This is a genomic window from Variovorax sp. MSC1_012 (assembly GCF_023667525.1).
GTDB classification, from domain to species: Bacteria; Pseudomonadota; Gammaproteobacteria; order Burkholderiales; family Burkholderiaceae_C; genus Variovorax; species Variovorax beijingensis_B.
Window position 1 is genome coordinate 1,049,954 of sequence record NZ_JAMOZJ020000002.1, and the last position, 18,098, is coordinate 1,068,051.

The window sequence follows — 18,098 nt, forward strand, 5'->3', positions numbered from 1 at the left end:
CACGGCGGACCGCGCGTCCGAAGACCCCATGAACATGCCCCCTTCCATCGAATCCGTCCTGGTCGAGAACCGCGTGTTCCCCCCCGACGCCCGCGCCAGCGCCGGCGCCCGCATTGCCGGCATGGCCGCCTACGAGGCCCTGTGCCAGGAGGCCGAACAGGACTTCGAAGGTTTCTGGAGCCGCCTGGCGCGCGAGAACCTGAGCTGGACCAAGCCCTTCAGCCGCACCCTCGACGAATCCAACGCCCCCTTCTACCAATGGTTCGGCGACGGCGAGCTCAACGCCAGCGCCAACTGCCTGGACCGCCACATCGGCACCCCCGTCGAACACAAGACCGCCATCGTCTTCGAGGCCGACGACGGCGCCGTCACCCGCGTCAGCTACAAGGAGCTGCTCGCCCGCGTGAGCCAGTTCGCCAACGCCCTGAAGGCCGCTGGCATCGAGAAGGGCGACCGCGTCATCATCTACATGCCCATGACCATCGAGGGCGTGGTCGCCATGCAGGCGTGCGCGCGCATCGGCGCCACCCACAGCGTGGTGTTCGGCGGCTTCTCCGCCAAGGCCCTGCAGGAGCGCATCATCGACGCCGGCGCCGTGGCCGTCATCACCGCCAACTACCAGCTGCGCGGCGGCAAGGAGCTGCCGCTCAAGGCCATCGTCGACGACGGCATCGCGCTCGGCGGCTGCGAATCGATCCAGACCGTCTTCGTCTACGAGCGCACCCCCAGCGCCTGGAGCCGCGTCGAAGGCCGCGACAAGACCTTCGCCGAGGCGCTGGCCGGCCAGAGCACCGAGTGTCCGCCCGTGCCCGTCAACGCCGAGCACCCCCTCTTCATCCTCTACACCTCCGGCTCCACCGGCAAGCCCAAGGGCGTGCAGCACGCCACCGGCGGCTACCTGCTGTGGGCCCGGCTCACCATGGACTGGACCTTCGACATCCGGCCCGAGGACGTCTTCTGGTGCACCGCCGACATCGGCTGGATCACCGGCCACACCTACGTGGCCTACGGGCCGCTGGCCGCCGGCGCCACCCAGGTCGTGTTCGAGGGCATCCCCACCTTCCCGCACGCCGGGCGCTTCTGGCAGATGATCGAGCGCCACCAGGTCAGCGTCTTCTACACCGCCCCCACCGCCATCCGCTCGCTCATCAAGGCCGCCGAATCGGACGAGAAAGTGCACCCGAAGAACTGGAACCTGGACAGCCTGCGCATCCTCGGCTCGGTCGGCGAGCCCATCAACCCCGAAGCGTGGATGTGGTACCACCGCAATATCGGCCATGAGAAATGTCCGATCGTCGACACCTTCTGGCAGACCGAGACCGGCGGCCACGTGATCACGCCGCTGCCGGGCGCCACGCCGCTGGTGCCGGGCTCGTGCACGCTGGCGCTGCCGGGCATCGCGGCGGCCATCGTGGACGAGACCGGCAAGGACCTGCCCAACGGCGCGGGCGGCATGCTGGTCATCAAGCGGCCCTGGCCCTCGATGATCCGCACCATCTGGAACGACCCCGAGCGCTTCAGGAAGAGCTACTTCCCCGAGGAGATGGGCGGCACCATCTACCTGGCCGGCGACGGCGCGGTGCGCAGCGAAGACCGCGGCTACTTCCGCATCACCGGGCGCATCGACGACGTGCTCAACGTCTCGGGCCACCGGCTGGGGACGATGGAGATCGAATCGGCGCTGGTGTCCAAGACCGACCTGGTGGCCGAGGCGGCGGTGGTGGGGCGGCCGGACGACGTGACGGGCGAGGCGGTGTGCGCCTTCGTGGTGCTCAAGCGCTCGCGCCCGAGCGGCGAGGAGGCCAGGCAGATCGCCAACGAGCTGCGCGCCTGGGTGGCCAAGGAGATCGGCCCGATCGCCAAGCCCAAGGACATCCGCTTCGGCGACAACCTGCCCAAGACGCGCAGCGGCAAGATCATGCGGCGCCTGCTGCGCAGCATCGCCAAGGGCGAGGCCATCACGCAGGACATCTCCACGCTGGAAAATCCGGCGATTCTGGAACAGCTGGCGCAGAGGAACTGAGCCGAGGCATCGGCCGGCATCACTCAAACTGGTGATGCGGCAGCATCTGCAGGCGCCGAGAATGGCCGTCAGCAACGAAAGGATCGGCCGTGCAACACCTCTTCACGTTCGCGCTGGCGCTCGCGTTCCTGGCGGGATGCGCCGCCACTTCCACTTCATCTTCTTCGGTGCCGCTGCCGCCCGACGTGGCCGTCACGCCGCCCGACAGCGCACTGGCGCAGCAGCATCGCGCGTTCTCCGGCAAATGGTTCGGCAAGTGGCGCGGCCTGGCGGGCGGGCAGCAGCAGGAAACGGTGCTCGTGGTGGAAAGCGTGACGGCCGACGGCGCAACGGTCGTCTATGCGCAGGGCGACCACAGCCGCTTTCCCGCCTTCCATCGGCGCACCACGGCGCGTATCGCGGATGGCAAGCTGAGCTTCAGCTTCGATCTGCGCTCGCCGATCACGTTCACCTACCAGCTGCAGCCCGATGGCACCCTCAAGGCGGAGTCGCTGTCCAGGGGATTCACGGCCGTCGCGACATTGACCCGCGCGAGCTCCTAGCGCAACGGCCGCCTGCCGGTCACGGCCCGACGCGCAGGGCGGCCCGCACCAGGTCCACCTGCCTCGTGCAGTCCATCTTCACCATCATCGTTGCCACCTGCTTGCGCACGGTGTGGATGGACACGCCGCGGTCCCGCGCAAAGTCGTTCAACGAAACGCCGGTGGCCAGCGCATGCAGCACGCGCGCTTCGGCCAGCGTGATGTCGAGCGCCTGCGACAGCAGGTCGGGGCTTGCCGGCAGGCTCGCGGCTGCGCGCCGCAACCGGATGAAGACCATCGGTTCCCTGCCGAAGCGCAGCGCGGGGTTGGCGCACGTCAGCTCGACATGCAGCGGACCGCCGCAGCGGCTGTCCTTGAAGGCGAGCCGCTCGACCCGGCCGGCCTTTGCGGCGCGCAGCACCGCCGCCAGCAACCGTTCGCGCTCCCTGGCATTCGGATGCGAGAGCCGCGCGCCTTGGACGACGACACTTCCGCGCGTGTCGAAGATGGCTTTTGCGGCTGGAGAGGCGTGCACCACATGGCCCGTGCCATGGACCAGGCAGCTGGCCTCGCCCAATGCGTCGAAGGCGCTGTCGGTGGCTGCGAGCCACGAAGCCGCCTGCGCCCGGCGCCGTTGCGCCGCCAGCTGGACCGCCTGGCTGTAGGCGCGGATCCGCTCGCTCGCGAGAAAGGCAGACAGCCCGTCCCACGCCGATGCGCGCTGGAATCCGAAGCTCGTTCTCCTGTCCGGACCGTTCTCGACGATGAAGGAGTACAGCTGCCTCATGCGGTGCCTGCACATGAAGTCGACGTAGTAGGCATTGCGCTCGCGCAGCGGCTTCGGAAGCAGCGCCTGCGTGTCCAGCCACGCGCCCTCGGGCTTCGCCACGTTCGGCTGGGTCATGACGTCTTCCGTATGGAAGTGCGCCGCGTAGTCGCGCACCGCGCCGGCATCGGCGCCCGACTGCTGAACGTCGACCACGCTGGAGCCCTCGAAGACGATCAGCACGGCCGCGTCGCTTCCCACCAGCCGGTTCGCCGTGGAAAGGATGGCGGACCACGGGGGTTCGGGGTCCGAGAGGTGGCGAACCGCCTCGAGCGCGCTGCGCAATTCGGGGTCAGGCTGCATGGGCTTTCCTCCTGAAGGAAAGATTGCCTCGACCCGCGCGCCCGCGCCGCCAAGGCAACCCGCACCTGGAAATGTCGTGGAAACGGTCTCGAATGGATATCGCTCATTTGAGTGATGACGCAGTTCCCCGAACCCCTCTCATTGCCAGGGCCATCCAGCCGTTCCCGTCCGCTGCGGTTCATCTCATGACAATCTCGTTCGCAGGATGATTCGACCTGTCGAGATCTGCCGAGGAAGAGCAAGTGATGCCCAGCAATGAACTGAATCTGCCCGAACGCTTCGACTTCCAGGGACATGCCGTGGCCTGGGGCTCCATCGGGGAGGGACCTCCGGCCGTGGTTCTTCATGGCACGCCGTTTTCCTCGGCCGAGTGGCGGCGGATTGCGCCATGCCTTGCCCGCGAGCGGCGCGTCTTCTACTTCGACATGCTGGGCTATGGCCTCTCCGACAAGCCGGATGCAGACGTCTCGCGCGGCGTGCAGAGTGAACTCTTCGCTGCCCTGTATCGGCACTGGGGCCTCAGCAGTCCCGACGTGGTGGCGCACGACTTCGGCGGATCGAACGCCTTGCGCGGCCATCTGCTGAATGGCCTGGACTATCGCTCGCTCGTCCTGATCGATCCGGTGGCGATCAGCCCGCAGGGCTCGCCGCTGGTGCAGGCCGCCAGGAAGCACGAAGAGGTGTTCGCGAGCCTGCCGGCCTACATCCACGAGGCGATGCTGCGGGCGTACATCGGCACCGCCGCCGGGAACGCGCTGCGCGAGGACGAGATGCAGCGCTACCTCGCACCCTGGCTCGGCGAGGAGGGGCAGAAGGCGTTCTGGCGGCAGGTTGCACAGATGGACGACAAATACACCGAGGAAGTCGAGTGGCGGTATGGCGAGATGCGCTGCCCCGTCACCATTCTTTGGGGGCAGGAAGACGAGTGGATCCCGATTGCCGACGGGCGCGAGTTGGCAAGGCGCATGAGCGCTGCGTCCTTCACGCCGGTGCCCAATGCCAAACACCTGATGCAGGAAGATGCCCCCGAGGCCATCGTGGCTGCGACCTTGCGGTTGTGGACGACCATCGGCAACCGCTGAGTGCCGATCAGGTCACAGCAGTCGCAATCCCCTGGGAAATCGAATGAAGGTCTGTGCCGGTTCGGACACCTTGCCCGCCCTGGCGATCTCGGCGAAGCCCTCTTCCGTGATGCGGGTCACCGTTGCCACCTGCCATACGGCTTGCCGCGCCCGCGACTTGATGGCTGCGAACTCGGCCTCGATCAGGCCGGTGGCCAAAAGCATCGAGACCTGCCGGACTTCTTCCGGATCGGTGACGCGGACAGGCAGCTGCACCCGTTGCAGCCTCAACAGAAGAAAGAGCGGCATTTGGTTCTCCGATGGCCGGCTCGAGGGAATGCCTCGAATACCGTCCGCTTGGAATAGTTGAATGTGAATTTGTCACATTCAACGCCGCCACCAGAGTCAGAATAAGTCGATCGGCCGTGTCCGTCACCGCCGCTTCGCAGACGAGTCCTGGCCCGGGCGCAGGACCGAGGGGTTGAGCGCGTCCTTCAAGCGCCCTGCGGCAAACTCGTTGACATGGTCGAAGGCGATGCCGAAGTAGCGCTCGTAGTTGTCGCGCTCGACATAGCCGATGTGCGGCGTGCACAGCGCGTTGGGCAGATGCAGGAGCGGATGTTCGCCTGCGCGCACGGGCTCTTCCTCGAACACGTCCACGGCCGCGAAGCCGGGCCGGCCCGCCAGCAGCGCGCGCTCCAGCGCACCGGGTGCGACCAGTTCGGCGCGGCTGGTGTTCACCAGCAGGGCGCTGGCCTTCATGCGGGCCAGGTCTTCGTCCGAAACCATGCCCCGGGTGTGTTCGTTGAGCCTCACATGCAGGCTGATCACGTCGCTCTGTGCGAAGAAGGCCTCGCGCGAGGGCGCCACGTCGAAGCCGTCCGCGCGCGCCGCCGAAGTCGAGCCTTCGCGCCCCCACACCCAGACCTTCATGCCGAACGCGCGCCCGTAGGCGGCCACCTGGCGGCCGATGCGTCCATAGCTCCACACGCCCAGACGCTGGCCGCCGAGCTGCTGGCCCAGGCGGCCCTGCCACCGGCCCTGGCGCAGGCGCGTGGCTTCCTCGACCAGGTGCCGGCGGCTTGCCAGCGTCAGTGCCCAGGTCAGTTCCGCGGTGGCCGAACCCGCGCCGCTGCCTTCGGCCACCGCCACGCCGCGGGCCGTGCAGGCCGCGAGATCGACGTGGCCCGCCAGCTTGCCGGTCTGGCTGATGAGACGCAACCGGGGCAGCCGCTCGAGCAGCGCCGCATCGATGCGCGTGCGCTCGCGGGTGAGCACGATGGCCTCGGCGTCCGCGAAACGCGCCGCGAGTTCATCGGTGCTCTTCACCGTGTCGTTGAAGATGCGGACCTCGTGCCCGTCGAGCTTGCCGAAGCAGTCGAGCGTGCGGACGCAGTCCTGGTAGTCGTCGGGGATGACGATGCGCATGGGGCGGCGCTCCTTCATTGCAAGGTGATGTTCAACTGCTCGACCGTGCGCTTCCATAGCGCGAGGTCGTCGCGTATGAGCGCCGTGAATTCGGCCGGCGGCATGCCGCCGGGCTCGATGCCCTGGGCCTGGAAGATCTCGCGCACTTCCTGCGTATCGAGCGAGCGCTTGACCTCGGCATACAGCCGCTGAACGACCGGCGCGGGCGTGCCGGCCTTCAGCAGCAGCCCGTACCAGCCATGCACGTCGAAGCCGGGATAGCCCTGCTCGGCGACGGTCGGCACATCGGGCAGGCCGGCGAAGCGCGACTTGGGTGCGACGGCGAGTGCGCGCAGCTTGCCCGCCTTGATCTGCGCCAGCGCCGAACTCATGTCGAGAAACATGAACTGGATCTGGCCGCCCAGCAGGTCCTGCACCGCCGGACCAGCGCCTCGGTAGGGCACATGGACCGCGCGGATGCCGGCGCGTTGCACGAACAATGCCGCGCCCAGGTGCGCAGAGGTGCCGTTGCCCGAGGAGCCGTAGGAGAGGCTGCCGGGGCTGGCCTTGGCCATCGCGACCAGTTCCTGCAGATTCCTGGCCGGGAAGTCCGGCTTCACCACCACCGCATGCGGAATGAAGCCAACCACCGTGAGCGGCGCAAAGTCGCGCAGCGTGTCGAACGGATAGTTCGGCATCAGCGCCGGATTGGTGACCGCGAGGATCGAGGGAAAGACCATCGTGTAGCCGTCGGCCGGGCCGCGCGCGATCTCGCTCATGCCGATCACGCCGCCGCCGCCGGGCTTGTTGTCGACGATCACCGGCTGGCCGAGGCTGGGGGCCATGTTCTTGGCGATGGCGCGCGCCATCAGGTCGGTCGGGCCGCCGGCTGCAAAGGGCACGACGATGCGGATCGGCTTCGACGGAAAGGCGGATTGTGCGTTCGCGAGCGGACTCAAGACCGCGAGGGCGATGCCGGCGCCCGCAGCGGCGTGGAAGCCTCGACGCGAAATGCGATTCGGGTTCATGGTGTCTCCATTTTTTGTCATGCATCGGATCAAGGGGCGAGCACGGCCACGCCGTCGGCGTCGCGCGCGGATGTCTCTCTCTCCCGCTTGTCGGTGTGTCCCAAGCTTAGGACGCATACTCCGCCAGCGCACCTGCCTCCTTCCACTGTGTGGAATTGGTGGGCTGCCGCGAGGAGACATCGAATGCCCACCCCATCCAACCGCTCGCTCGAACGTGGAATCGAGATCCTGCGTGCCTTCCGGCCCGGCTCCACGCTGCTGGGCAACGGCGAGCTCGCGGAGCGCACCGGCCTGGCGCCGGCCACCGTGAGCCGCCTGACGCAGACGCTGGTCGGCGCGGGCCTGCTCGAGCACGACCGCCCCGCGCGCGCCTACCGGCTCGCTGCGCCGGTGCTGAGCTTCGCGCACGCCATGCGCACCGGCTCCACCGTGCTGCAGGTAGCCGCCCCGCGGATGCGGGCGCTGGCCGAGAAGCTGCGCATCAACGTCGGGCTCGCGGTCGCCGATCGTTCCGAGATGCTGTACCTCGAATCGATCCGCTACAACAAGAAGGCGTCGCTGCGCAGCGTGGTGAGCGGACAGCGCGTGCCGATCGAGCTCACCTCGCTCGGCCGTGCCTGGCTGGCAACGGCGCCGCCGGCGCGGCGCGCAGAGCTAACGAAGGAGTTCGAGGCGCGCCGCAGCAATTGGCCGCGGCTTCGCAGGGAAATCGACAAGGCCATCGAGAGCGTGCGCCGCCGCGGCTGGTGCGTGGCCTCGTGGCAGCCCGAGATCGTTGCGTTGGCCACGCCGCTGGTCCTTCCGAACGAGCGCGTGCATGTGCTCAATGCAAGCCTCTCCACCAGCGAGCCGGCGAACGAGGTGGCGCAGGAGATGAGTGCGCCGCTGCTGGCGCTCGGCGAGCAGATCGCCCGTGAATTCAGTGCACGCGGCGGCGGCCTGGCGTAGGCCGTTCGCCGGAGGGTGGCGCAGCCCGAAGGACGGCGTTGACGAGCGCGGCGTGCAGGGCCACCATGGCAAGGCCGCCGTTCGGAACTTCAAGGAGATCTCATGGCTGAAAGCGACAAGGTGTTCGCGGGCTCGATCCCGAAGTTCTACGACACGCTGATGGTCCCCCTGATCTTCGAGGCCTATGCCGCGGACATGGCGGAGCGTGTCGCGGCCTCCTCGCCCGGCGCGGTGCTCGAGACGGCGGCCGGCAGCGGCGTGGTCACGCGGGCGCTGGCGCCCCGGCTCGGCGCCGGCGTGCGCTACGTGGTGACCGATCTCAACCAGCCCATGCTCGATTACGCTGCCAGCCGGCAGGGCCCCGACAGCCGCATCGAGTGGCGGCAGGCGGACGCACTCGACCTGCCGTTCGAAGATGCCTCGTTCGACGTCGTTTGCTGCCAGTTCGGCGCGATGTTCTTTCCCGACCGGACCGCCGGCTACGCCGAGGCGCGCCGCGTGCTGAGGCCGGGCGGACGATTCGTCTTCAATGTCTGGGACCGCATCGAGGAGAACGCCTTTGCCGACGAGGTCACCCACGCCGTCGCCGCGGTGTTTCCGCACGACCCTCCGCAGTTCCTCGCCCGCACGCCGCACGGCTATCACGACACCGCACGGATCCGCGAGGATCTGAGCCGCGCAGGATTCACCGACATCGAGATCCAGACGCGCGAGGAGCTGAGCCGCTCGCCCTCGGCGCGCGAGGCCGCCACCGCCTACTGCCAGGGGACGCCGCTGCGCAACGAGATCGAGGCGCGCGACGCCAGCCTGCTTCAGCGCGCGACGGACCGCGCGGCGGAGGCGATTGCCAGCCGCCATGGCGAAGGGCCGGTGGAAGGCAAGATCCAGGCGCATGTGATCGTGGCGGCGAGATAGCGCGGGCCTGCGGACAAAAATCTTTTTATGGTCTGTCCATGCGCGCAGCGCTTCAACGCGGCGAGGGCGTTGGCAACACTAGCGGCAACAAAAACGCGTCCGGACATCGCCGGCTCGCACCGGCGATCCGTTCGCCCCTTGCCCGGAGACAGACCATGCCCCACACAACTTCGCGACTGCGCCGCCTGATCTTCAAGGCCGGTGTCTCGGCCGTCCTGTCCATCAGTGCCGCGAGTGCCTTTGCGGCATACCCCGACAAGCCCATCAAACTGATCGTGCCCTACCCGCCGGGCGGCGCGACCGACGTGATCGGCCGGATCATCGCGCTCAAGCTGGGCGAGCAACTGGGACAGCAGGTGGTCGTCGACAACCGGGGCGGTGCCGGCGGCAACGTGGGTGCCGAAGCCGCTGCCAGGTCTGCGCCGGACGGCTACACCTTGCTGATGGGCGCGCTCACCTCCCATGCAACCATGGCCACTCTGGAGAAGGGGAAGATCCGCTACAGCATCACCAAGGACTTCGCGCCCGTCATGGTGGTGGGGTCGGTGCCGCTGGTGGTGGTCGTGAACCCCAGGCTTCCGGTGAAAGACCTCAAGGAGCTGGTCGCCTATGGCAAGGCCAACCCCGAAAAGCTGAACTACGCGTCGTCGGGCGCGGGCGCGCCGCAGCGCCTGGCCGCCGAGATCATCCGCAGCGATGCCAAGATCAACATGACGCACATCGCCTACAAGGGCAGCGGTCCCGCGATGACGGATCTGGTGGGTGGGCAAGTGAACATGATGGTCGAGACGGTGCCCGCGGCGCTGCCGTTCATCGTCTCGGGAAAGCTGCGTGCGCTGGCGGTGACGACGCCCGAGCGCATCTCGATGCTGCCGGAGGTGCCGTCCGCGGTCGAGGCGGAAATGCCGGCGCTGGACATTGCATCGACTTTCGGCGTGCTCGCCCCTGCCGGCACGCCCGAGATCGTCGTTGCGCGGCTGAACGAAGCACTGGGCAGGCTGGTTCGATCGCCCGAGGTCAAGGACATGCTGCTGAAGCAGGGCGTCTATGTGGCGGAGCCGACGACGCCGGCGCAAACGGCGAAGCGCATCGAGCTCGAGGTTGCCCGCTGGGAGAAACTGATCGCCACGGCACACATCAAGGCGGACGAATGAGGCCAGGAGTTCCGATGCACGAAACAAGGGCAATGCAAACATGACCGACGAGAAATCTCCTTTCGAGCCCGACCATGCAGCCGACGGTTCCGGCATGCGCAAGGGCCTCACCAGCTACGGCGACCAGGGCTTCTCGCTCTTCCTGCGCAAGGCCTTCATCAAGGGCGCGGGCTTCACCGACGCGGCGCTCGACCGGCCGGTGATCGGCATCTCGAACACGGGGAGTGCCTACAACCCGTGCCATGGCAACGCACCGCAGCTGGTCGAGGCCGTCAAGCGCGGCGTGATGCTGGCCGGGGGCCTGCCGATGGACTTCCCGACGATCTCGATCCACGAGAGCTTTGCCGCGCCGACCAGCATGTACCTGCGCAATCTCATGTCGATGGACACCGAGGAGATGGTGCGCGCCCAGCCCATGGACGCCGTCGTGCTGATCGGCGGCTGCGACAAGACCGTGCCGGCCCAGCTGATGGGCGCGGCCTCGGCCGGCATTCCCTCGATCCAGCTGATCACTGGCTCGATGCTCACGGGCGGCCATCGCGGCGAACGGGTGGGCGCCTGCACCGACTGCCGGCGCTATTGGGGCAAGTACCGCGCCGCCGAGATCGACGCGCAGGAAATCGCCGACGTGAACAACCAGCTGGTTGCGAGCGTGGGCACCTGTTCGGTGATGGGAACGGCCAGCACCATGGCGTGCATTGCCGAGGCGCTGGGGATGACCGTGCCGGGCGGTGCATCGCCGCCCGCCGTGACGGCGGACCGCATCCGCATTGCCGAGCAGACCGGCGCCCAGGCGGTGCAGATGGCGCGCGCCGGCCTGACGATCGACAAGGTGTTGACACCCGAGGCCTTCGAGAACGCGATGCGGGTGCTGCTGGCGATCGGGGGCTCGACCAACGGCATCGTGCATCTCGCGGCGATTGCCGGGCGCATGGGCCTGGAGATCGATCTGGCCGCGCTCGACCGCATGGGGCGGGAAACGCCGGTGCTGCTCGACCTGAAGCCATCGGGCCAGTGGTACATGGAGGATTTCCATCATGCGGGCGGGATGGCCACCCTGCTGCGCGAACTGAAGCCGCTGCTGCACCTTGGCGCCATGACCGTCACCGGCCGCACGCTCGGCGAGGAAATGGAGCGGGCGGGCCCGGGCTTCCAGCAGACGGTGGTGCGGTCGATCGGCAACCCGATCTATCCTCAGGGCGGCATTGCCGTGCTGCGAGGCAATCTCGCTCCAGGCGGCGCCATCATCAAGCAGTCTGCCGCGGACCCGAAGCTCATGGAGCACGAGGGGCGGGCCGTGGTGTTCGAGAACATCGAGGATCTGGTCCGCCGCATCGACAGCGAGGAGCTCGACGTCACGCCGCAGGACGTGCTCGTGCTCAAGAACATCGGCCCCAAGGGCGCGCCGGGCATGCCCGAGGCCGGCTACATTCCGATCCCGCGCAAGCTGGCTCGCACCGGCGTCAAGGACATCGTGCGGATTTCCGACGGCCGCATGAGCGGTACGGCGTTCGGCACTATCGTGCTTCACGTCACGCCCGAATCTGCCGCCGGCGGCCCGCTGGCCCATGTTCGCAACGGCGACCGCATCCGGCTGAGCGTGGAGCGCCGGGAGATCGCATTGCTGGTGTCCGTGGAAGAACTCGCCCGGCGCGCGCAGGAGTCGCCGGTCACCGCACCGACGGCCGAGCGCGGCTACCGCAAGCTGTTCCTGCAGACGGTGACCCAGGCCGACCTGGGCGTGGACTTCGATTTTCTGCGAGCGGCCCGGATGGTCGGCAAGGTGCCGCGCTAGCATGGACCGCCGGCCTGCCCAGGCGGTGAAGTGGTCCGAAGGCGCAGAGCCGCCGAGCACGTGCGTTCCAGCCGATGCCTGCGATTGCCATCACCACATCTACGATGCGCGCTACCCGTTCGCCAGGGGAGCGGCGCTGCAGCCTGGCGATGCACTGATCGCCGACTATCGGGCATTGCAGAAGCGCATCGGCACGACGCGCAATGTGATCGTCCAGCCGTCGAGCTACGGGACCGACAACCGCCTGCTGCTCGAGTCGATCGCGCAGTTCGGCGGAAAAGCGCGTGGCGTGGCTGTGGTGGACACCGAAGTGACGGATGCCCAGCTGCGCGAACTGCACAGCGCGGGCGTTCGCGGCATCCGGTTCAATCTTGCGCCGCCGGGTGCGACCACGCTGGCCATGGTCAGGCCGCTGGCCGTGCGGATCGCGCCCATGGGTTGGCATGTCCAGGTCAATGCGCCCGCGGCCTTTCTGCTGGAGGCGCGTGCGATCTGGGCGGACCTGCCGGTCCCCGTGGTGTTCGACCACCTGGCGCGCGTGCCTCAACCGAACGCGACGCAGCACCCGGCCTTTCTGATGGTTCGCGGCCTGCTCCAGCAAGGCAGGGCCTACGTCAAGCTGTCCGGGTTCTACAACGAATCGGCCGTTGGCGCTCCGGGCTATGCGGATGCCGTGGCGGTGGCAGCCGCATACGCGCGCGAGGCGCCGGAGCGTGTGCTCTGGGGAAGCGATTGGCCGCATCCGACGGAGCAGCCGCACAAGATCCCGGACGATGCAGCCTTGCTCGAAGCTTTCGCGGATGCGGTGCCGAGCGAGGCCGCGCGCAAGTCGATCCTGGTCGACAACCCGGCCAGGCTGTATCAGTTTTCCTGACCGTACATGGCCTGCGCTTCGTGCAGCAGCGCCTGCGACAAGGCGGCGCGCGGGCCATGCGTCGCCCATACCAGGCCGACGCGCCGCACGGGCGCGCGCGAGGGCAGCGGGACCGGCACGATGCCGTAGCCGACGTGCCACATGGGCGACCAGTCCGGCAGGAGCGCCACACCCAGGCCCTGCCCGACGAGGGCGGCAATCGCCATCAGGTTGTCGATCTCGAGCCGTTGCTTCACGACCAGGTCGTTGTCGCGAAGATAGCGATCGGCAAGCTGGCCACCCAGCACGGAGCGGTCGTAGCGAATGAAGGGTTCCGTCTCCAGCAACTGGTGGGCAGTGCGGTCCGCCAGGCCTGCAGGCGCCACCACCACGAGCCCTTCCTCCAGGAGCGCGTGCCATGCGCAGCCTTTCCCGACGGCGAACTGGGGTTCGACCACGATGGCGGCATCCAGGGCGCCGATGGTCACCTGGCGGCAGAGCTCGACGGAATTCCCAGGGGCGACGAACACGGACAGGTCCGGGTAGCGATCGTAGAGGCGCTTGAGCAGGGGCGGCAGCACGCCCGTCAGCGCCGAGCCGAACACGCCGAGCTTCAATTCGCCGAGCGCGAATCCGTCGCCGGCGGCGGCCCGCAGGTCGCGGATTTCCCTCAGCACGGTGCGCGCCCGATCGAGCATCTTCAGGCCGGCTGCGGTGGGGCGAACGGAGCGACCCGCCCGCTGCACCAGGGCCAGTCCCATCTCTTCCTCCAGCGCCTTGACGCGCGCCGCAATGGCAGCGGGCGTCAGATCCAGATGGCGTGCCGCTTCGGCCATTGATCCCAGCTCGACGACGGCAACAAAGCTCTGAAGGTAGCGGGTATCCATGCGGGGGAATGTAACTTCGCGGATGAACCGGAACAAAAAATTATTTTGCTCTGACGGTGCCGCCATCGCTTCTTCCGAAGGGCCTGCGCTTTCAAACTCGGCCCGCACAAGCAACAGAGAGGCCCGCATCGAATCCGTCGATCGGTTCCACCTTCGGAAGACACCACAGCATGACCACCAGACTACGCGGCGTTATTGCGCCCGTCCTGACGCCCTTCACCGACAGCCTGGAGCCCGATGTCCAACGCTTCATCGCGCACTGTGAATGGCTCGTCGGCAACAACGCGGGCCTGGCCATCTTCGGCACCAACTCGGAGGCCGCGTCGATCAGCGTTGCCGAGCGCAAGTCGTTGACCGAAGCGCTGGTGGAAGCGGGCATTCCCGCGGCGAAGCTGATGCCGGGGACCGGCGCTTGCGCGCTTCCGGACGCGGTCGAACTCTCGCGGCATGCGTCCGGGCTCGGCGCGGCCGGCCTGCTGACGCTGCCGCCGTTCTTCTTCAAGGGCGTGTCCGACGACGGCGTGTTCGCCTACTACGCCGAGATCATCGAACGGGTGGGGCCGGACTGTGCGCCAATCTACCTGTATCACATCCCTCAGTTCACCCATGTTCCGATCACGCTGGGCCTGATCGAGCGGCTTCGCAAACGCTACCCGACGGTGATTGCCGGCGCCAAGGACTCCTCGGGGGACTGGGCGAACACCAAGGCCATGATCGACAACTTCGCAGCCGATGGCTTCGACGTGTTTCCCGCCAGCGAATCGCTCCTCTCGATGGCGATGCCCCTCGGCGGCGCCGGCTGCATCAGCGCGACGGTGAACATGAATCCCGCGGGAATCCACCGGGTCTATGCGGGATGGCAGGGTGCGGACGCCCCCGAACTGCAGGCCAGGGCCGATGCGGTCCGCAAGGTGTTCCAGGGCGGCTACATGATCCCGGCCATGAAGCATGCGCTGGCCACGTACGCCAACGATGCGCCATGGCGCACGGTGCGCCCGCCGCTGGCACCCCTGGACAGCTCGACGCGCGAAGCAATCGACGCGCAGCTCCAGTCCATCGACTTCAGCATGCCGGGCTATCCGCGCTCCTGAGTCCACTGCGGCGGCGAAGACCGCCTCGATGCCCGATTCGGATTCATACAAAAAAGGAGACTCACATGACGCTTTTTTCTCTTTCCGCGGCCTGGCCAGGCCTTTGCAGCGCCCGCCGAAGCGCGGCGGCAATGGCGCTGGCCGGCACCGTGCTCGCATTGATCGGCGCGCCTGCCATCGCGCAGCAACAGCAGACGCTCACGATGTGGAGCCACTGGCCCGACGAGGCCTCCAAGCGCAGCTTCATCGAAGAGCGGGTGAAGCAGTTCGAGGCCGCCACGCCGCAGTGCAAGGTCAATCTGCAGTTCGTTCAAAAGGCGGACCTCTACACCTCCGTGAAGACCTCCGTGCGCACCGGCCAGGCACCGGACATCTTCTGGCTGGAGCCCGACGAGATCGCATTCGCCAAGAGCGGCTACCTCGAACCGCTCGACAAGTACATCGACCTGGCCAACCTCGAGGACTGGGCCAAGCGCGCGTGGACGTGGAACGGCAAGGTCTACGCCATGCCGCAGGAGGCCTACTCGGTCGAGCTCTACTACAACCGCGACCTGATGAAGAAGATCGGCGTGACACCGCCGGCCGGCATGCAGATGACGCAGGCCCAGTTCGCCGACATGGTCAAGCGCTCGGTCGCCGCCGGCATCACGCCGACAGCCACGGGCGTGGGCGACCGGCCTTACCCGGGTGCCTACTTCCTGCAGGAGATCCTGTTGCGCAAGCTGGGCACCGAAGACTACGAGAAGCTCCTGACCGGCAAGCTGCCGTTCCAGGATCCGCGCGTGATCGAGGCCATGACCTGGGTCAAACAGCTGGTCGATGCCGGCATGTTCCCCAGGAGCATGGCCACGATGAAGCTGGGCGAGTCGCACTACTACTTCCACACCAATCCGGGCGCGCTGATGTTCCCGATCGCAAGCTGGTACACCGGGCGCGCCTTCGTGGCACCGGAGAAGGGCGGGCAGCCCAAGGACTTTGCGCTCGGTCTGATGAAGTACCCGGCGATGGACGGCAGCAAGTGCCCCGAATGCAAGACGCTGGCGGTCGGCGGCAGCTACGTGATGTACGCGCGAAGCAAGAACAAGGAATGCGCGGGCAAGATGCTCTCGTCGCTCGCCACCGTGGAGAACGGCAACAAGTGGATGGAGAGCGTGCTCCTGCAGACGGGCGTCAGGACCGATCCGTCCCGCATCACCAGCATCTACGCACCGTACTTCAAGGAACTGCAGGAACGCGGAGCCGGCGCCAGGTACTTCATCGGGACGCCGCTGCACTACATGAGCGGCAAATGCGGCGACACCTTCGCGCAGGTGCTCAACCGGGCCTTCCCCGGTGGCTTGGTGAGCGTGAACGACGCAGCGGCGCAGATGGATGCGGCATGCAAGGCCTCGGGCTGATTTCGGCAAGCTCGGAGCCATCGACATGAGTGATCCTTCTTCCGGCGTCGCGGTGGCGGTGCGCCGCACGCTCGCCTCCTGGCTTTCGGCGCCGGAGGCCGACTCCCGGCGCGCTTCGCTGCCCACGGTGATGCTGTTCCTCGCGCCGGCATTGATCGTGTATGCGGCCCTGACGGCCTATCCGGTGCTGCGCACCTTCTACAACAGCTTCTTCAACGTGGCCGACCTGGCCTCGTCGGAGTTCGTCGGCTGGGCCCACTATGCCGAGGTGTTCAAGGACAGGACTTTCTGGGCGGCCGTGCGCAACACTGCCATCTGGTCGGTCATCGGACCCATCCTCGACGTGGTGGTCGGGCTGCTCCTGGCGCTGTGCCTGTACGCCGGCGTGCCGTTCTCGCGCTTCCTGCGCGTTGCGTGGTTCACGCCCGTGCTGCTGTCCTATGTGGTCGTGGGAATCATGTGGGTCTGGATCTACAACTACGACTGGGGTGTCGTGAACGGCCTCCTGCGCGCCATGGGACTCGAGAGCTGGGCGCAGGCCTGGCTGGGCGACCCGCGGTTTGCGCTGGGCTCGCTGATCGTGACCCACGCCTGGAAGTGGGCGGGCTTCAACATGGTCGTTTGCCTGGCCGCGCTGCATTCGCTGCCCTCCGAGGTGCTCGAGGCCGCCGAGCTCGACAACTGCGGCTGGTGGAACAAGCTCACCGACATCATCGTGCCCATGCTCTGGCCGACCTTGCTCAACCTCTACATCCTCGCCTTCATCGGGAAGATGAAAGTTTTCGACCTGGTCTGGATCATGACCGAGGGCGGCCCGGTGTGGTCGACCGAAACGGTGTCGACCTATGTGTACAAGCGGGCCTTCAACTGGAACACCTTCGACCTCGGCTATCCCTCGGCGATTGCGGTGGTGTGGTTCTTCGTGGTGGTCGGCTTCGTCGTCTTCTTCAACCTGCTGTTCCGTCGCCGTGAGCGCATGGAGTACTGATTTCATGAGCTCGGCTTCCACCACCCTGAAACCACCCGTCGCGGCGGATCATCGCGAACCGCTGTCGGCCGCGCTTTCGCGCATGCTGCGCAACGGCGGGCTCATGGCCGCCGTGGTGCTGTACACGCTCTACTCCGCGCTGCCTTTTCTTTGGATCGGAACGATGTCGGTGCGCACGACGTCCGAGATCAGCGCCAACCACTTCGCATGGCCCGAGACCTTTCATTGGGAGAAGTTCCGCATCGCATGGGTGGACTCGAACTTTGCGCAGTACTTCTGGAACAGCACGCTCATCGTCGTTTCCGCGGTAGCCATCGTCACGCTGCTGGGCGCGGCGGCCGCCCATTGCCTGGCGCGCTACAACTTCCGCGGCAACCGGCTGGTCTATTTCATCCTGTTCAGCTCGATCGTCTTCCCGCCGCAGATCATCCTGATCTCGCTATTCCAGGTGCTGGTGGAGTACGAGCTCTACAACTCGCGGCTCGGCCTGATGATCGTGTACGTGAGCCTGCAGTTGCCGCTGACGGTGTACCTGCTCGAAGGCTTCTTCGCCCGCATCCCGCAGGACCTGTTCGACGCTGCCAAGATGGACGGCTATTCCGATTTCGAGATCTTCTGGCGCATCGTGCTGCCGGTGGGCATGCCGGCCATCGCGACCACCATCATCCTGAACTTCATCCAGCTCTGGAACGAGTTCCTGTTCGCGGTGGTGCTGCTGAGCGACCAGGGCTCGCGCACGCTCCCCATCGGCATTCGTGCATACATGGGGGACTACTTCCAGGACATCGGGATGATCGCCACCGGCATGATGATCGCGGTCATTCCGGTCGTGGTGCTGTACGCCTTCTTCTCCGAGAAGCTCATCCAGGGCATGACGGCCGGTGCCGTCAAGTGAGCGCCG

17 protein-coding genes are annotated in these 18,098 nt (G+C 67.0%); 12 read left to right on the forward strand and 5 right to left on the reverse strand.

The features are described from left to right. The first annotated feature begins 28 nt into the window (after positions 1–28). Together acs and L1081_RS30395 are read left to right on the forward strand one after the other, a co-directional pair. Entirely contained in the window at positions 29–2,023 is a 1,995-nt protein-coding gene (acs, locus tag L1081_RS30390) for an acetate--CoA ligase (RefSeq protein WP_489417198.1), read from the forward strand. Between the two features lie 89 nt (positions 2,024–2,112). Continuing rightward, entirely contained in the window at positions 2,113–2,565 is a 453-nt protein-coding gene (locus L1081_RS30395) for a hypothetical protein (RefSeq protein WP_489417199.1), read from the forward strand. A gap of 19 nt (positions 2,566–2,584) precedes the next feature. On the opposite strand, the gene L1081_RS30400 is transcribed toward L1081_RS30395, so the two are convergent. Beyond that, entirely contained in the window at positions 2,585–3,673 is a 1,089-nt protein-coding gene (locus tag L1081_RS30400; RefSeq protein WP_489417200.1) for a helix-turn-helix transcriptional regulator, read from the reverse strand. Between the two features lie 245 nt (positions 3,674–3,918). Here L1081_RS30400 and L1081_RS30405 point away from each other — a divergent pair, with 245 nt between their 5' ends. Next, entirely contained in the window at positions 3,919–4,755 is an 837-nt protein-coding gene (locus tag L1081_RS30405; protein WP_489417201.1) for an alpha/beta fold hydrolase, read from the forward strand. Between the two features lie 12 nt (positions 4,756–4,767). Here the strand turns inward: L1081_RS30405 and L1081_RS30410 are convergent, their stop codons facing one another. From L1081_RS30410 to L1081_RS30420, 3 genes are all read right to left on the reverse strand, one after another. Beyond that, entirely contained in the window at positions 4,768–5,043 is a 276-nt protein-coding gene (locus L1081_RS30410) for a hypothetical protein (RefSeq protein ID WP_489417202.1), read from the reverse strand. A 123-nt stretch (positions 5,044–5,166) separates the two neighbouring features. Further along, on the reverse strand, positions 5,167–6,162 hold the full coding sequence (locus L1081_RS30415) for an NAD(P)-dependent oxidoreductase (protein ID WP_489417203.1): 996 nt from the start codon (positions 6,160–6,162) through the stop codon (positions 5,167–5,169). A 14-nt stretch (positions 6,163–6,176) separates the two neighbouring features. Then, positions 6,177–7,169: a tripartite tricarboxylate transporter substrate-binding protein gene (locus L1081_RS30420; protein WP_489417204.1), complete on the reverse strand. Its 993-nt coding sequence runs from the start codon at positions 7,167–7,169 to the stop codon at positions 6,177–6,179. Positions 7,170–7,352: 183 nt separating this feature from the next. On the opposite strand from L1081_RS30420, the gene L1081_RS30425 reads away from it, so the two are divergent. From L1081_RS30425 to L1081_RS30445, 5 genes are all read left to right on the forward strand, one after another. Then, positions 7,353–8,117, forward strand: coding sequence for a helix-turn-helix domain-containing protein (locus L1081_RS30425; protein WP_489417205.1), 765 nt, complete (start codon positions 7,353–7,355; stop codon positions 8,115–8,117). Positions 8,118–8,219: 102 nt separating this feature from the next. Next, entirely contained in the window at positions 8,220–9,032 is an 813-nt protein-coding gene (locus L1081_RS30430; RefSeq protein ID WP_489417206.1) for a methyltransferase domain-containing protein, read from the forward strand. Positions 9,033–9,187: 155 nt separating this feature from the next. Continuing rightward, positions 9,188–10,186: a tripartite tricarboxylate transporter substrate-binding protein gene (locus tag L1081_RS30435; RefSeq protein WP_489417207.1), complete on the forward strand. Its 999-nt coding sequence runs from the start codon at positions 9,188–9,190 to the stop codon at positions 10,184–10,186. Between the two features lie 40 nt (positions 10,187–10,226). Next, positions 10,227–11,981: a dihydroxy-acid dehydratase gene (locus L1081_RS30440; RefSeq protein WP_489417208.1), complete on the forward strand. Its 1,755-nt coding sequence runs from the start codon at positions 10,227–10,229 to the stop codon at positions 11,979–11,981. A gap of 1 nt (position 11,982) precedes the next feature. Then, the gene (locus L1081_RS30445) at positions 11,983–12,855 is read left to right on the forward strand and encodes an amidohydrolase family protein (RefSeq protein ID WP_489417209.1); all 873 of its coding nucleotides are present in this window, start codon (positions 11,983–11,985) and stop codon (positions 12,853–12,855) included. Here L1081_RS30445 and L1081_RS30450 read toward each other — a convergent pair. Then, positions 12,843–13,721, reverse strand: coding sequence for a LysR substrate-binding domain-containing protein (locus tag L1081_RS30450; protein ID WP_489417210.1), 879 nt, complete (start codon positions 13,719–13,721; stop codon positions 12,843–12,845). The two genes, L1081_RS30445 and L1081_RS30450, sit on opposite strands and share 13 nt — an antisense overlap. Before the next feature lie 170 nt (positions 13,722–13,891). Between L1081_RS30450 and L1081_RS30455 the strand changes: the two genes are divergently transcribed. From L1081_RS30455 to L1081_RS30470, 4 genes are all read left to right on the forward strand, one after another. Then, positions 13,892–14,812 (forward strand): dihydrodipicolinate synthase family protein, encoded by a 921-nt coding sequence (locus L1081_RS30455; protein ID WP_489417211.1) that lies wholly within the window; start codon positions 13,892–13,894, stop codon positions 14,810–14,812. 65 nt (positions 14,813–14,877) lie between these two features. Continuing rightward, the gene (locus L1081_RS30460; protein WP_489417212.1) at positions 14,878–16,209 is read left to right on the forward strand and encodes an extracellular solute-binding protein; all 1,332 of its coding nucleotides are present in this window, start codon (positions 14,878–14,880) and stop codon (positions 16,207–16,209) included. A gap of 25 nt (positions 16,210–16,234) precedes the next feature. Further along, positions 16,235–17,197: an ABC transporter permease subunit gene (locus tag L1081_RS30465; RefSeq protein ID WP_489417213.1), complete on the forward strand. Its 963-nt coding sequence runs from the start codon at positions 16,235–16,237 to the stop codon at positions 17,195–17,197. Between the two features lie 4 nt (positions 17,198–17,201). Further along, entirely contained in the window at positions 17,202–18,092 is an 891-nt protein-coding gene (locus tag L1081_RS30470) for an ABC transporter permease subunit (protein ID WP_489417214.1), read from the forward strand. Positions 18,093–18,098: the final 6 nt, after the last annotated feature.